This window comes from Rhizobium sp. P1_B8, assembly GCF_056406515.1.
In genome coordinates this window covers 720657-734041 of record NZ_JBFTZZ010000001.1, presented here as the reverse complement: position 1 = coordinate 734041, position 13385 = coordinate 720657, and the positions used below count along the sequence as shown (strand labels likewise).

Sequence of the window (13385 nt, the reverse complement as noted above, 5' to 3'; positions counted from 1 at the left end):
CTACGCGCCCTCCCAGAGTCAAAAAGGCGGCCGAAGCCGCCCTTTCCTCATATATCGACCGATCAACGGCCGGCAATAATGCTGGAGATGATGCCGCTGGTGACGCCGATCAGCAGGTAGTCATTATCGGCCCGCACCCAGCGATAACCGCGGGGCGGAGGCGCCAGCCGGTAGCGGCGGTAGTCGTTGACATCGGAGAACCGGCGACGTTCGCTGGCGTTGACGCGGTATCCCTTCTTCCAATGCGACCGGACGATCACCTTCTTCTGCACGACGACGGGGGGACGGCGATGATCGTCGGCGCTGGCCTGGGAAACAACCATCGGGGAAAGAAGGAAGGAGGCGGAAAGAAGAGCTGCAAAAATCTTTTTCATGTGGGGTTCCTCATGTTGGGCACGTGACCAAACTAGGGCCGAAAAGATGAACTGAAACTGAAATAAAAATTAAATTTTTGTAATGAAATCCAATAGCTACGGGTCGAAGCTTATACTTTAGGTTAGGCTTATACACGGTGATCGGGTTTTAGCGCGGCCGGCTGGGTTCGTTCCTCTGAAGCCCTTCGGCCTCTGGTGCTCATTGCCTAGAAGGCGCGGTCGTGGAGGGTTGCCCCGCGGCAGGCGGTATGCTCTCCATTCGATCTCGTCTCGCCCAAAGGTGCTCAGCGATTTGGCATAACGAGATACATAAAAAACTTGAAACGGGCGCATAATCGAGTTTCGAAGCGACACATCCTAGGAACAGGAGAGTTCTGGATGCGCGCCCGCGAAGGGACGATCAGATCAAGACAACGAAGACCACAATGGAGGAAAACATGCCCGGTATCAGCATGCGCTACATCGTCGACGACGTCGACGCCGCAGTGGAATTCTACACGAGACATCTCGGCTTCTCCGTCGCACTTCGTCCCGCGCCGAGTTTCGCCATCCTGACCAGGGACGGTTTTCGTCTGTTCGTCAGCGGCATGACGGGACCCGGCGGAGCATCTCAAGCAATGCCAGATGGGAGAAAGCCGGAGCCCGGCGGTTGGAATCGCATCCAGATCGAGGTCAAGGATTTGGAAGCAGACGTCGTCGCGCTGCGTCAAGCCGGCGCGCGTTTCCGCAACGAGATCGTGCGGGGCATAGGCGGCAAGCAAATCCTGCTCGACGATCCGGCCGGAAACCCGATCGAGCTCTTCGAGGCGCCCAAGCGATGAATGGCGCGACGCCGGTCACGTCGTTTGCCACACATTTTTGCGCTCCACATGAACGCGCATAAGCCCGATCATGCGGTGCGCGACACAACTGCGCTCCGCATCCGCAGACCGGTGCCTTGATCTCGATCACGGCGGGCTCCTCCGCGAGAATACCAGCTGCGCCTTGCCACCGGTGTGCGAGCGTGTAGGGTCGGACTCGCATCAATTCAGAGGTAGGGAAATATGTCCGAATCCGCGGGCGGGCTCTTCGACTATGTCGGGATACTAGCCGTGTTACTTCTCGTGGCCGCCAATGGCTTCTTCGTCGCCGCCGAATTCGCGCTGGTATCTGTGAGACGCAGCCGTGTTACCGAACTTGCCGCGGCAGGCCGGATGAATGCCTCCGCACTTCAGCGCGCCGTCGACAATCTCGACGCCAACCTTGCAGCCACCCAGCTCGGCATAACCATCTCGTCGCTCGCCCTCGGCTGGGTCGGCGAACCGGCGCTTGCCCACCTTATCGAGCCTCTGCTGTCCTGGCTGCCGGGGCAATGGGCGACAACAGGCGCGCATACCGTCGCCATCGTCATTGCCTTCGTCATCATCACGGCGCTGCACATCGTGCTCGGCGAGCTCGCGCCGAAAAGCCTGGCGCTTCAGCGCAGCGAAGCCACCTCGCTTGCCGTGGTGCGTCCGCTCGGGTTCTTCCTGGTGCTGTTCAAGCCGGCAATCTTTGCCCTGAACGGCATGGGCAACCTCGTGCTGCGGGGTGTGGGTCTTCGCGCCGGAACCGGCGAATCGTCGTTTCATTCGCCGCAGGAGCTCAAGCTGCTGGTCGCCGAGAGCCAGGAGGCCGGCCTTCTCAACCAGGTGCAGCAGCAGCTCGTCGAGCGGGTGTTCAACATCGGCGACAGGCCGATCTCCGACATCATGACCCCGCGTCTCGATATCGAATGGTTTGATGCCGACGACAGCGAGACCGAGATCCTGAAGACCATCCGCGAATGCAGCCACGAGCAATTGCTGGTCGCCCGCGGCTCGATCGACGAGCCGATCGGCATGGTGTTGAAGAAGGACCTTCTCGACCAGGTTCTCGACGGCGGCAAGGTCCGGCCGATGGAGGTGATCAAGCAGCCGCTGGTGCTGCATGAGGGCACCTCGGTCGTCCGCGTGCTCGACAGTTTCAAGGCCTCACCCGTTCGCCTCGCCATCGTCATCGACGAATATGGCAGCCTCGAAGGCATCGTCACCCAGACCGACCTGCTCGAAGCCATCGCCGGCGATCTGCCGGGATCCAATGAAGAGCCCGATATCGTCGTCAGGGAAGACGGGTCGCTCCTGATCGATGCGATGATGCCGGCCTTCGACGCCTTCGAACGGCTGGGCCTGCGCGATCGTCCGGATGCCGATTTCCATACGCTTGCGGGCTTCGCGCTGCATCAGCTCCAGCACATCCCCGAAGCCGGCGAAACCTTCGTCTTCGACAACTGGCGCTTCGAGGTGCTCGACATGGACGGCATGCGCATCGACAAGATGCTCGCGACGCGCATTCCCGCGGATGGGGCGGAGGCCTAGCCGACTGCCAGCGTCCAGATCATCCCTGCGGCTGCGCAGGCTAGCAGCGTCGCGATCACGGAAGCCTTGAAGCGGAAGATCGCGACGGCGGCGGCGGCAGACAGCGCCATTGCCGCCGGCACGGCCGATTGCAGCACGGGAATATCGAGCCGCAAGCCGCCAAGGCGGACGGTCGCAACCTCGGCAAACAGCGTGTGCAGGGCAAACCAGATAGCGAGGTTGAGGATGACCCCGACTACCGCCGCGGTTATGGCCGACATCGCGCCGGCGAGCGCAATGTTGCCGCGCAGTTTTTCGATGAACGGCGCGCCGAGGAAGATCCAGAGGAAACAGGGCACGAAGGTGACCCAGCTCGTCAGTATCGCCGCAAGGGTTGCCGCAAGCATCGGGTTCAGCGCTCCCGGATCCCGGTAGGCGCCCATGAAGCCGACGAACTGGACGACCATGATCAGCGGCCCCGGCGTCGTCTCGGCCATGCCGAGACCATCCAGCATCTCGCCGGGTTTCAGCCAGCCGAAATGCTGCACAGCCTCCTGCGCGACATAGGCAAGTACGGCATAGGCCCCGCCGAAGGTGACGACCGCCATCTTGCTGAAGAACAGGCCGATCTCGGTAAAGACATTGTCAGCACCGAAGGTTACGTAGAGCGCTGCAAGTGGAGCGAGCCAAAGGGCGATCAGCACGGCCGACATACGCAGCGACCAGGCGAGATTCGGGCGCGCATGCGCCGGTATGCCTTCGCCGAGCGCCGACTCGGCATCCGACAGCACCGGGCCGCTCCCGGCCTTGTGGCCGCCGCCCGTCTGGAAGGCGGCAAGCCCGAACCTGCCGCCGAGGAAGCCCGCAATGGCGGCCGCGAGCACGATCAGCGGGAACGGGACATGGAGAAAGAAGATGGCGATGAAGGCCGCGGCCGCGATTCCGACCATGACGCGATTCTTGAGCGCACGGCCGCCGATGCGGATGACGGCCTGCGCGACGACAGCAAGCACTGCCGCCTTCAGCCCGAAAAAGAGGCCGGCGACGATGCCGACGTTGCCGTAGGCCGCGTAGATATAGCTGAGACAGAGGATCGACAGGAAGCCCGGCAACACGAACAGCAGGCCGGCGACGAGACCGCCCACTGTCCGATGCATCAGCCAACCAATATAGATGGCGAGCTGCTGCGCCTCCGGTCCGGGAAGCAGCATGCAATAGTTCAGCGCATGCAGAAAACGGTGCTCACCGATCCATCGCTTCTCATCGACGATGATCCGGTGCATGACGGCGATCTGGCCGGCGGGGCCGCCAAAACTCAGGGCGGCGACGCGCAGCCACACCCTGAAGGCCTCGCCAAACGAAACGCCGTGGTGATGCCCCTCTCCCGCGTCTTCCTCCGCCATTTTGCCGCCGGGAGCACTATCCGTCATCTCGACCATCTCACACCCTCTTCTTTGGCGCGGGCCAATTGTGGGTTTCCTCGGTCGCATCGCGGCACCAGCGGAAAAAAGCGTCGTAGAGAAGCATCCCAGCCTCGAGTTGCTCCAGATCGTCGGAATACATCCTGGAGAGGCCGAGCGATGCCGCAAGCAGGCCCGCCGCCTCAGGCGCGAGGTCGAGCCTTGCTGTATCTGCCGCCCTGACGATCCGCGCCAGGCGCAGAAGCGGTTCCGACGCCAGTCCGAACTCTTCGATCATGACGTCGAAAGTGCAGAATTCGCCGCGATGACTCCAGAACACGTCTTCGATATCGAAGGGCGTCGCCCCGAAGCGCTCGCCGACGGCCAAAACCTCGGGCGCAGGCACAAACAGGAACACGGCGTTCGGATCGACGAAGCGCCGGATCAGCCAGGGACAGGCGATGCGATCGATCTTCGGCCGCGCCCGCGTCACCCAGACGGTGCGCTCTCCAGCGTCGCGTTGCGGCAGCTTTGCATCGGGCACGGCCGGTCCGCCTGCGATCCACGCCTCGAAGCCACCTTCGAGGCTTTCCGCGTCAATCCCGGCATGGCGGAGATAGGCGGCAACACCATGACTGAGCTTGCCGCCTCTTTGGCAGACCACGACGACGGCTTCGGCATCGACGCCGCCACACCAGGACGCGACGTCGGCATGAGCGCGCCGGATCGAGCCCGGCACCAAGCGCGGATCGAGCGCGAAGTCCTCCTCAGTGCGAACGTCGATAATGCAGGGCGCACCGGGGGTTCCGATGAGGCGGCTCAGCTTGTCGGGAGAAATTTCGAGAAATGACGGCATGACGCGTCCCTCCGTTGAGCGGTTTTACTGGACGCGATTCTTCAGCATGACGCCTCGTGGGGTGATCGCGACCCCATGCAGAAACCATGCGCAAACAGACCCCGTCGTGTCAAGCGCGCGCTTGCATCGAACCGGCACGCACAATGTTGATGTAGAGACGGAAATTACTTCCGTGGAGGCCCATCGCCTCGGGAAGCCGAGCGGCATTGGCTGCCGATTCTGGCCGGTGGCAGCCCGGAAATCCCTGATAACAACCGCTTCCCTGCACCCATATGGAACAAAAAGCCCGCTCCGCCATTATTGTTTCACCGAAAGAGGAGAAAGTACCATGACGTACGACCCCAATAATGCCAACGACCCCAACCGCCCGCTGAACCCAAATCTCGATCTGCGCACCACGCCGAGCGCGCGCAGCACTAATACGTGGGTTGTCTGGGTCGCTGCATTGGCCGTGATCGCTGTCGCTGCATTCGCCTATTCGCAGTGGAGCACCCCCGGCACATCGCCGGATACGACAGCCTCCACGACCCAATCCGAGCCGGCGCCGGCCAAGCCGATCGCTCCCGACAATGCAACGCCCGCACCGGCACCAGCACCGGCAACTCCGCCGGCTGCCCCTGCCCAGCAGTAACGCCTGCTCGGCCGAAAGAAGCCGGCCATATGCCGGCTTCCTTTCTGCTGCGAACTCTTGAAGATGTTTAAGTAAACCCTATTTAGGGGATATTGAATCTGTCTCTGACGGCTGACCACGGAGGTACTGGCAGTCGTTATCGAGACCGGTCGAGGAAGGTCGGTGCGAGTTTCGCCCGGCCTTTTTTCTTGACCCGTCATCCATGCCGAACAGCGCGTTGGCAGCGCCTGGATCGGGATATTATTTGGGAATTCTGTTATAGAAGGACTGCGGATCGTACACGCACTCGTAGTCGAGTACGCAAAGCTTGCCATTGGCGTCCCTCACGCGTGCGGTGTCGTACTTGTCGCCGAGATTGCACCTAGCCGGCGGATAACGGAAGCTGCGGCCGCCAAAGCCCATCCGCACAAAAACTGCCTTGTCCTTGCGGATGATCTGCGCAAGCTCTTCGCAACTGTGATCCCTGGCATTGACCTCCACCGCCTCGACGGCAAGAGCCGCGGACGGAAACAACAGTGCGACGGCCAGAACAACGCTTTTCATGGAAACTCCTGAATGTGAGAGAGCGAAGTTAGGGCATCGCACCCCATGCCGCCAGTCCAGAAACCCTCCGAACTGTACGCCTGAGCACAGCCGCATGCACTTCCCGCTCGCTCCCTGTCTCAACCGGAAGCGCCGAGAACGCCGTGCGTCCTTTCGGACGCACAAAGGACGATGCGCTAGGGAAAATTATAAGGCGACGCAGGATCAAAGACGCAGGCATAATCGAGCATGCACTGCTTTCCCTCGGCATCGCGAAAACTGGTCGTGGTGCGCTTTTCGCCCATGCTGCATTGGGCCGGCGGATAGCGGAAGCTGCGACCGCCGAAGCCGACGCGGACAAAGACCTTTTTATTCTGACGGATGATCTGCGCGAGCTCGCCGCAGCTATGATCGCCCGCTTTGACCTCAATTGCGCCTGCGGCAAAGGCAGGCAACGGCAGAGACAATGCGACGGCAAAAACAACGCTTCTCATGGACCCCTCCTGATACGCGAGAGGGAGATAGGGCGCGCGGATCGACGCGGCCAGTCCTGCGGATAACGCGAACCATGCCGCTTGCTTCGCGACAGTTTCCCACAGACCGGAAAATCCGGTCTGTGTTCAAATATGTCAATCTTTTCAAGAGATTTGGTGGGTGATGTAGGGCTCGAACCTACGACCCGCTGATTAAGAGTCAGCTGCTCTACCAACTGAGCTAATCACCCGTTCGCGCTTGGCTGCGCGGTGTGACGGGGCGTATAAACAGGATCGGCAGGCTTGTCCAGCGCATAGGCGAAATTTCTTTGGTTAATCGCGAAGATTTTTCGGCATGGCTGAAATGCGGCGCACAACCCCGAAAATCCGAATCCATTTTCGGAAAGGATTATGCGCCGATTCAAAGTGATAGAGCGTCCTAAGCGCGTCCTGTCGGACGCGCGGCCTATCGCATGCGCGGCGGTCTGGTGAAATCAAAGGTCGAGCGTGCCGCTGGCCAGCCGCACTGCCTGGCCGCCGATCCGCGCGTTGGAGATCGCTCCGCCGTCGACATCGATATGCAGGTGGATGAAGGACGGCCGGCCCATCTCTACGCCCTGCTCGATCATGATCGGGTGATGCCCGTCCGTCAGCCGGTCGAAATGGTGGATCGCGCCGGAGAGTGCGGCCGCCGCCGAGCCGGTGGCCGGATCTTCGACGATGCCCATGCCGCTTGCGAACATGCGCGCATGGAACTTTGCCACGTGGTTGACGCCGCCACGGCAGTACACATAAGCCGAGGCAAGGGCGCCATCGACAAAGGGCACGATCTTTTCCCAGAGTTGCGGATCGAATTCCACCCGCTGCGTGGCTCCGACATCGTGCACCGGAATGAGCAGGAAGGGAACGCCGGCGCTCCAGATCGACGGGACGTGATTTTCGAAGCCGATCTCGGTCACCTTCAGCGATAGCGCATCGGCGATGCCGAGCTTGTCGAGCGGCATGACGGCGGGCTGCGATTTGCGCGGCAGGTCGAATTCGGCAAAGCTCGCCTCGCCCTCCCTCAGCCGCACCGCGCAACGCACCGGCCCGACATTTTCCTCGAGCACCGTGACGAGATCGCGCGTCGCAGCACCGTGCGCCCGTTCGGCCAGCGCCACCGCCGTGCCGACCGTGGGATGGCCGGCAAACGGCAACTCGCGCCCAGGCGTGAATATCCTCAGACGCGCCGCATAGGCGGGGTTGGTTGAAGGCTGCACGAAGACCGTCTCCGAGAGATTGATCTCCCGGGTGATCGCCTGCATTGCCTCGTCGCTGAGATCGTCTCCGTCGAAGATCACCGCCAGCGGGTTGCCCGCAAGCTTTCGATCGGTGAACACGTCATAGACGCTGTAGCTCCGCGCCACATCGGCCTCCCTGAATCGTCATCGCGCCGCCAACCTGCCCGACCGGACGAGCGAGTGCAAGGCGCTAAAACGCGTCACGCCAACCGGATTCACATGTCGCGCTTTCGATCTTTACGTGATGCATGTCGTTATCCCAAAACGCTACACGGCTTTAGGCGGCATAGATCAACTCCGCTCGACCTTGCCGAAATACCAGTCGATCACGGGCAGCATGGCGATATTATAGGGGTGCGCCGAATGATCGGCCGAGCGGATCGCCGCTGCACCCGCGATCTCCTTATCCTCGGCGACGAGCATGTGGCTCTCGATCCGTTCGACCATCTCGTCCGCCGTCATATCGAAGCGGAAGAGCCGCAACACCGTCACCGTTCGGTTGGAATGACTGGCAAAGAGCCCTTGCCCCGCCACCGAACGGCCAAGATCCAATCCGGTTTCTTCATGGACCTCGCGGCGCATGTTCGCCTCGATGTCGCAACGCCCGTCGACGATATCCTCCGGCTCCAGCGAGCCGGCGGCGAAATAGACCTGGCCGGGATTGGCGGTATGGGCGCCCATACGGATCGCCACCAGCGCGCCGTCCGAGGTTTCGAGCACCGGATAGGCGAAGATGTGAACGCCGCCCTGACGCTGCGGCTGTCGGCGCCACCACATGAAGGCGGAAAAGGGAATGACATGGCCCTTGCCCGCAATCCCGTTTTCACTGAGCGAGAGCCGCTGCTGAAACACCATGCGCCCGTCGAACAGCGCCGGATTGGCGGCGGTCTCCCGCGCCCAGTTCTCGCGGATCGCTGCTTCCTCGGCGGCGACCAAAGGATGGGGGCCGGGCAGGATGCTCAGATCCACCCCGGCAATCGGGAAGACCGTCGCCTCCGGCGGCCAGCCGGCGAAATCATCGGAAATATTGCTGTTGGTGAAATTCGCGTTCAAATTCGCATTCATGGGAGATCCAGTGTCATAACGACGGGGCAATGATCGGACGCCTTCGGCCTGTCCCAGCCGGTACGCGGATAACGCTCCACCTCCTGCCCCGGCGGGAAGATGGTGCGGTAAGGCTGGCCACTGCGGATGACTTCCGGCAGGCGGCCGACATTGTGGGCGGCGAGTGCTGGCGAGAGCCAGAGATAATCGAGTTGGCAGAGCCACTGCTCCTGCGGCCCGCGCGCGTGATAGAGCGTCCAGCGGTCGAGGGCGGTGCGACGGCGCATCACATTTTCGGCAAAGCCATCGCGGCTGAAAACGTCGAGTGCGCTTTCGGCCTCATCCTGATGCTCGAAACGATAGCCGGCGCCCCGGCGGCCGATGACATCGATGCGCTCCTGATAATCGTTCATGTCGCCACAGATAGCGAAGCTCTTCGTGCCGGCCTGATCCGCCCCGAAGCGATCCTCGATGATGCGGCGAACGGCGCGCGCCTCGGCGCGGCGAATCGGCATGGTCGATTGCCGCCCGTCCAGTCCGTCGCGCGGATTGCCCATGGACTTGAAATGCACGACGTAGAGCGAAAAAGGCCGGCCGCCGATCAGAAGATCGAGCTCCAGGCAATCGCGCTTGAAGATCTTGTCGTCGATACGGTTGGTGAGCGCCAGCTCCTCGTCGAAAAGATCGAGATCGCGATAGGTCGTCATCGCATGGCTTTTGATGTCCCTGAGCTCGATCTTCTGGCCGTCGCGCGTTTCCTCGCGCATCAGGACAGCAACATCGATGCCGCGGCTGTCATTGCCTTCGACGAGGTATTTCTGCCGGTAACCATTTCCGACCATCCGGAAGAGATAGCCGTATTCGAAGGCCTGAAGGGCAGCCATATTGTCGATTTCCTGCAGGCAGAGGATATCGGCATCCGCGTCGGCGATCGCAAGCGCCGTCATCTGCCGCGTGTCGTCGGTCGCCGCGATCACGCGGGCCTGCTCGAGCTGCTGATAGACGCCCTCGCTCGACACCTGGAAAAGCTTGATGACCCGGTCCTGGCGCAGCTGGTTGCGGAAACCGGTGAAATCGAAACGGGTCAGGAGATTTTCGACATTGAAGGTGGCGAGGCGAAGCGACATGGGAAGGATCCGGTTGCGGGGAGTACCTTAACCAGCAGAAGCCGCAGGAAAAGATGGCGAGGCCAAGAAATATGCGGACAACCACCCCTCTTGCAGCCCCGGACGCGATTGCCTGTGACTTAGGCCGCTGACATTCTCCAGCAAGCCCCGAATAATTCGTCCCGGACGACATTCACCAGTTCCGGCGGGAGGCATTTCATGAAACGGATTTCTGCATCGCTGGCGATTCTGACCGTCCTCGCCGGCGCCGGCCCGGCACTTGCCGACAGCTACGGTGCCATCGCCTATTCGCCATCAATAGGCGCTCTCGGCTGGTCCTATGCCCATGACAATCGCGGCGACGCCGAAATCGTTGCCCGGCGCAATTGCCACAGCAGCGCCAATGACTGCCGGATCGCCATCTGGTTCCGCAATGCCTGCGGCGCGGTGGCCGTCGGCCATCGCGGCGGCTGGGGCTCCGGCTGGGGTTACGACAACCGTGAGGCCCAGCGTCAGGCAATCCGCAGCTGCCGAAAACAAACCGGCAGCTGCCGCGTCATCCGCTGGCAATGTTCGGAGAACGAATGATTCTGGTTGAGTGCGGCGCCTCAAAGCCGCCACGCCGCGCGCACCGATAGCCGGAGGCTGTCACCCGTTCGGACGGGAAAGCGGGTATAGGCCCGCAGCACCTGACTATCGGCGAGGACCAGCTTCAGCGCGTAACGCTCACCCTCGAAGAGAACGGACTCGACCGTCGCCGCGATCCCCTCGCCGGCGGCGATATTCTCGCCGGAGACGACATCCTCCGGCCGGACGAGGACATCCACCCTGTCGCCACTGGCTGCCCCGGCAGCAGCAGCAAACATCGGCTCCAGCGCAGGCCAGTCGAGCGCCCTGCCATCGCCGAAGGGACGAGGCAGCGTCACGATCGCGCCTCGCCCGATCAGCCCGCCAACGACGCGGCCTTCCGGCCGGGCATAGATTTCAGCGGGCGGGGCCACTTGCAGCAGCCGACCCTCCGACATGACGGCTACGTCGGTCGCAAGCGCCATCGCCTCGCTCTGGTCATGGGTGACGTAGATCATAGTCGCGCCCGAGCGCTGGTGGAATTCGCGGAAGGTTTCCTCCATCTCCTGTTTCAGGTGCCGGTCGAGATTGGCAAGCGGCTCGTCGAGCAGCACCACGTCCGGCGATGTCACCAGGCAGCGGGCGAGCGCCACGCGCTGACGTTGACCGCCGGAGAGATCGGCCGGCCGCCGTTCGGCATAATCGGCAAGCCGCACCGTGCCGAGCGCGTCGCGCACCTTCGCCCGGTAGACCTCGCCCGAGATGCCGCGCACCTTGAGGGGGTAGCCAACATTGTCGGCGACACTCATATGCGGCCACAGCGCATAGGACTGAAAGACCATCGCCATGTTGCGCTTTTCCGGCGGCAGCGACTGCGCGGCATCGGCAAGCAACCGCTCGCCGAGATGGATCGAGCCATCGCTCGGCGTCTCGAAACCGGCGATCATGCGCAGCACCGTCGTCTTGCCGCAGCCGGAAGGCCCGAGCAGCGCGAGGAAGCCGCCCTCGCGCACCTCCAGCGAAAAGCCGCTGACGGCGGCCCGCCCGCTGCCAAAATCCTTGCCGAGCTGGTTGAGGATCAGCCTCGCCACGGGACCACTCCTTTCGGCAGTCGTTTGGCCAGAAGCTCAAGCAGCAGCATCAGCACGACGACCATGAGGACGACGAGCACCGAGAGCGCCGACGCAAGGTCGGAACTGCCGCTATCGTCGAGATTGTAGATGGCGACGCCGAGCGTCTGGGTGCCGGCCGACCAGAGCAGCGCCGAGATCGTCAGCTCGTTGCAGGCGATCAGGAAGACCAGGATGACCGAGGCGCCGGCGGCCGGCGCAATCAGCGGCACGATGATATCGGCAAGCCGGCGGAAAAAGCCGGCGCCGGAAAGCCGCGCCGCCTCCTCGAGCGCCGGGTCGAGCTGGTGGAAGGCGCTGACCACGGGTTTCAGGCTGACGGCGAAGAACGAGGAGAAATAGGCGATCAGGATGATCCAGATCGTGCCGTAAAGCGAGACGTGCAGGATCGGGATGGGTGCAGCGAACACCAGAATGAAAGAAACGGCCATGACGATGCCGGGCAGCGAATAGGGTATTTCGATCAGGCTGGAAACGATACGGGAAACCACATCCTTGCGCCGCGTCAGCGCATAGGCCGCAAGCACCGTCACCACGAGGAGACAAAGCGCAGTGGCGCCGGCAAGCGACAGCGAATTGATAAAAGCCGTGCGCGTCACCGCCTGCCGGAACAGGATCTCCTCAAAAGCATGCAGCGACATCGTCTTGAAGGTGAGCGGCACGCCATAGGCCGGCACCAGCGCACCGGCAAGAAGCGCGAAGAAAGGCGCGGCCAGCATGAAGAACAGGATCGCCCAGACGAGCGGCGTAAAGGCAAACCGCCAGACGCCGAGTTCGAAGGCGGCACTCGCCCCGGATAATCCGATGACACGATAGTCACGGCCGCGCAGCGCCCGGTCCTGGACCATCAGACCTATGACCGAGATGACGGCGATGATCGCCGAGAGCACGGTGACATCGCCGAAGGTGCGGCTGGTGAAGGCGGAAAACTTGGTGAAGATCAACGTCGGCAACGTGAAGATCGAGGCCGGAATGCCGAGAATGGCGGGAATACCGAAATTGCCGGTGCAGGAGACGAACGAGATCGCCGCTCCCGTGATGATGCCGGGCAGCGACAGCGGCAGAATGATATCGCGGAACACCCGCAGGCTGGAGGCGCCGGAAAGCCGTGCTGCCTCGACGCCGTCGCGGGGCAGCGTCGTCAGCCCGGCCCGAAGCGCCAGGTAGACCAGCGGCGCATGCTGCACGCCATAAAGCAGCGCGATGCCACCCACCGAATAGAGAGGCTGCGGCGAGCCGAGCGGCGGGGCGATATGCAGCGCCTTCAACAGCGGGCTGGAGGGGCCTGACATCTGCACCCATGCAAGCGCCGTCACCTGCGGCGGGATCATCATCGGCAGCACGAAGAAGAAGCTGAGCAGCCCCTTGGCGCGGATATCGGTCAGCGTCAGCAGGAAGGCGAAGAGGCAGCCGATAACAAGCGAGATCACCGTGCCCAGAATGGCGGTGACGACCGTGTAATAGGTCGCCGACCATAGCGAGGCTTCGCCGAGAACCGTCATCACGCCGCCATCGGCAAAGGCAGTGATCCCGACCATGGCGAGGCGGGCGAGCGGCAGCACGCTGAGGATCAGGACGACGATGACGACAAAAGGAAACAGCCAGGCGGGCTGGCTGTTTCCGGTTTTGATGTATCCGTGCATGAAAG

Annotated in this window: 14 protein-coding genes and 1 tRNA gene; 4 read left to right on the top strand and 11 right to left on the bottom strand. The window is 62.3% G+C overall.

Annotated features, from left to right (window positions below; all coding sequences use genetic code 11):
• Positions 1-62 precede the first annotated feature (62 nt).
• Positions 63-374: an RcnB family protein gene (locus tag AC1D2N_RS03485; RefSeq protein WP_130729213.1), complete on the bottom strand. Its 312-nt coding sequence runs from the start codon at positions 372-374 to the stop codon at positions 63-65.
• A gap of 437 nt (positions 375-811) precedes the next feature.
• Between AC1D2N_RS03485 and AC1D2N_RS03480 the strand changes: the two genes are divergently transcribed.
• Positions 812-1195: a VOC family protein gene (locus tag AC1D2N_RS03480; protein WP_130729214.1), complete on the top strand. Its 384-nt coding sequence runs from the start codon at positions 812-814 to the stop codon at positions 1193-1195.
• 222 nt (positions 1196-1417) lie between these two features.
• On the top strand, positions 1418-2749 hold the full coding sequence (locus AC1D2N_RS03475; RefSeq protein WP_112904012.1) for a hemolysin family protein: 1332 nt from the start codon (positions 1418-1420) through the stop codon (positions 2747-2749).
• Here AC1D2N_RS03475 and chrA read toward each other — a convergent pair.
• Entirely contained in the window at positions 2746-4167 is a 1422-nt protein-coding gene (gene chrA / locus AC1D2N_RS03470; RefSeq protein ID WP_130652720.1) for a chromate efflux transporter, read from the bottom strand. The genes AC1D2N_RS03475 and chrA overlap by 4 nt on opposite strands.
• Before the next feature lies 1 nt (position 4168).
• Positions 4169-4984, bottom strand: coding sequence for a chromate resistance protein ChrB domain-containing protein (locus AC1D2N_RS03465; protein ID WP_047623357.1), 816 nt, complete (start codon positions 4982-4984; stop codon positions 4169-4171).
• A gap of 328 nt (positions 4985-5312) precedes the next feature.
• Here AC1D2N_RS03465 and AC1D2N_RS03460 point away from each other — a divergent pair, with 328 nt between their 5' ends.
• Positions 5313-5615: a hypothetical protein gene (locus AC1D2N_RS03460; protein ID WP_115157228.1), complete on the top strand. Its 303-nt coding sequence runs from the start codon at positions 5313-5315 to the stop codon at positions 5613-5615.
• Between the two features lie 240 nt (positions 5616-5855).
• Here AC1D2N_RS03460 and AC1D2N_RS03455 read toward each other — a convergent pair whose 3' ends face one another.
• From AC1D2N_RS03455 to AC1D2N_RS03430, 6 genes are all read right to left on the bottom strand, one after another.
• On the bottom strand, positions 5856-6158 hold the full coding sequence (locus tag AC1D2N_RS03455; protein WP_018242749.1) for a hypothetical protein: 303 nt from the start codon (positions 6156-6158) through the stop codon (positions 5856-5858).
• Positions 6159-6334: 176 nt separating this feature from the next.
• On the bottom strand, positions 6335-6631 hold the full coding sequence (locus AC1D2N_RS03450; protein ID WP_130729215.1) for a hypothetical protein: 297 nt from the start codon (positions 6629-6631) through the stop codon (positions 6335-6337).
• Between the two features lie 154 nt (positions 6632-6785).
• A tRNA-Lys gene (locus AC1D2N_RS03445) sits at positions 6786-6861 on the bottom strand.
• A 243-nt stretch (positions 6862-7104) separates the two neighbouring features.
• Complete coding sequence (locus AC1D2N_RS03440; RefSeq protein ID WP_018242751.1) at positions 7105-8016, bottom strand: PhzF family phenazine biosynthesis protein; 912 nt, start codon at positions 8014-8016, stop codon at positions 7105-7107.
• A 165-nt stretch (positions 8017-8181) separates the two neighbouring features.
• Positions 8182-8955, bottom strand: a complete 774-nt coding sequence (locus AC1D2N_RS03435; protein WP_130729216.1) for an NUDIX hydrolase — start codon at positions 8953-8955, stop codon at positions 8182-8184.
• Entirely contained in the window at positions 8952-10061 is a 1110-nt protein-coding gene (locus tag AC1D2N_RS03430) for an endonuclease/exonuclease/phosphatase family protein (RefSeq protein ID WP_130729217.1), read from the bottom strand. The genes AC1D2N_RS03435 and AC1D2N_RS03430 overlap by 4 nt, the downstream gene beginning before the upstream one ends.
• 198 nt (positions 10062-10259) lie before the next feature.
• Between AC1D2N_RS03430 and AC1D2N_RS03425 the strand changes: the two genes are divergently transcribed.
• Positions 10260-10628, top strand: coding sequence for a DUF4189 domain-containing protein (locus AC1D2N_RS03425; RefSeq protein WP_130729218.1), 369 nt, complete (start codon positions 10260-10262; stop codon positions 10626-10628).
• A gap of 20 nt (positions 10629-10648) precedes the next feature.
• On the opposite strand, the gene AC1D2N_RS03420 is transcribed toward AC1D2N_RS03425, so the two are convergent.
• Both AC1D2N_RS03420 and AC1D2N_RS03415 read right to left on the bottom strand, forming a co-directional pair.
• On the bottom strand, positions 10649-11698 hold the full coding sequence (locus tag AC1D2N_RS03420; RefSeq protein WP_130729219.1) for an ABC transporter ATP-binding protein: 1050 nt from the start codon (positions 11696-11698) through the stop codon (positions 10649-10651).
• Positions 11686-13380, bottom strand: coding sequence for an ABC transporter permease (locus AC1D2N_RS03415; RefSeq protein WP_130729220.1), 1695 nt, complete (start codon positions 13378-13380; stop codon positions 11686-11688). The genes AC1D2N_RS03420 and AC1D2N_RS03415 overlap by 13 nt, the downstream gene beginning before the upstream one ends.
• Positions 13381-13385: the final 5 nt, after the last annotated feature.

What these genes read in the sequence shown, in the direction of transcription:
- AC1D2N_RS03485 (WP_130729213.1), bottom strand. Translation starts at nt 374, where the DNA reads ATGAAAAAGATTTTTGCAGCTCTTCTTTCCGCCTCCTTCCTTCTTTCC.
- AC1D2N_RS03480 (WP_130729214.1), top strand. Translation starts at nt 812, where the DNA reads ATGCCCGGTATCAGCATGCGCTACATCGTCGACGACGTCGACGCCGCA.
- AC1D2N_RS03475 (WP_112904012.1), top strand. Translation starts at nt 1,418, where the DNA reads ATGTCCGAATCCGCGGGCGGGCTCTTCGACTATGTCGGGATACTAGCC.
- chrA (WP_130652720.1), bottom strand. Translation starts at nt 4,167, where the DNA reads ATGGTCGAGATGACGGATAGTGCTCCCGGCGGCAAAATGGCGGAGGAA.
- AC1D2N_RS03465 (WP_047623357.1), bottom strand. Translation starts at nt 4,984, where the DNA reads ATGCCGTCATTTCTCGAAATTTCTCCCGACAAGCTGAGCCGCCTCATC.
- AC1D2N_RS03460 (WP_115157228.1), top strand. Translation starts at nt 5,313, where the DNA reads ATGACGTACGACCCCAATAATGCCAACGACCCCAACCGCCCGCTGAAC.
- AC1D2N_RS03455 (WP_018242749.1), bottom strand. Translation starts at nt 6,158, where the DNA reads ATGAAAAGCGTTGTTCTGGCCGTCGCACTGTTGTTTCCGTCCGCGGCT.
- AC1D2N_RS03450 (WP_130729215.1), bottom strand. Translation starts at nt 6,631, where the DNA reads ATGAGAAGCGTTGTTTTTGCCGTCGCATTGTCTCTGCCGTTGCCTGCC.
- AC1D2N_RS03435 (WP_130729216.1), bottom strand. Translation starts at nt 8,955, where the DNA reads ATGAATGCGAATTTGAACGCGAATTTCACCAACAGCAATATTTCCGAT.
- AC1D2N_RS03430 (WP_130729217.1), bottom strand. Translation starts at nt 10,061, where the DNA reads ATGTCGCTTCGCCTCGCCACCTTCAATGTCGAAAATCTCCTGACCCGT.
- AC1D2N_RS03425 (WP_130729218.1), top strand. Translation starts at nt 10,260, where the DNA reads ATGAAACGGATTTCTGCATCGCTGGCGATTCTGACCGTCCTCGCCGGC.
- AC1D2N_RS03415 (WP_130729220.1), bottom strand. Translation starts at nt 13,380, where the DNA reads ATGCACGGATACATCAAAACCGGAAACAGCCAGCCCGCCTGGCTGTTT.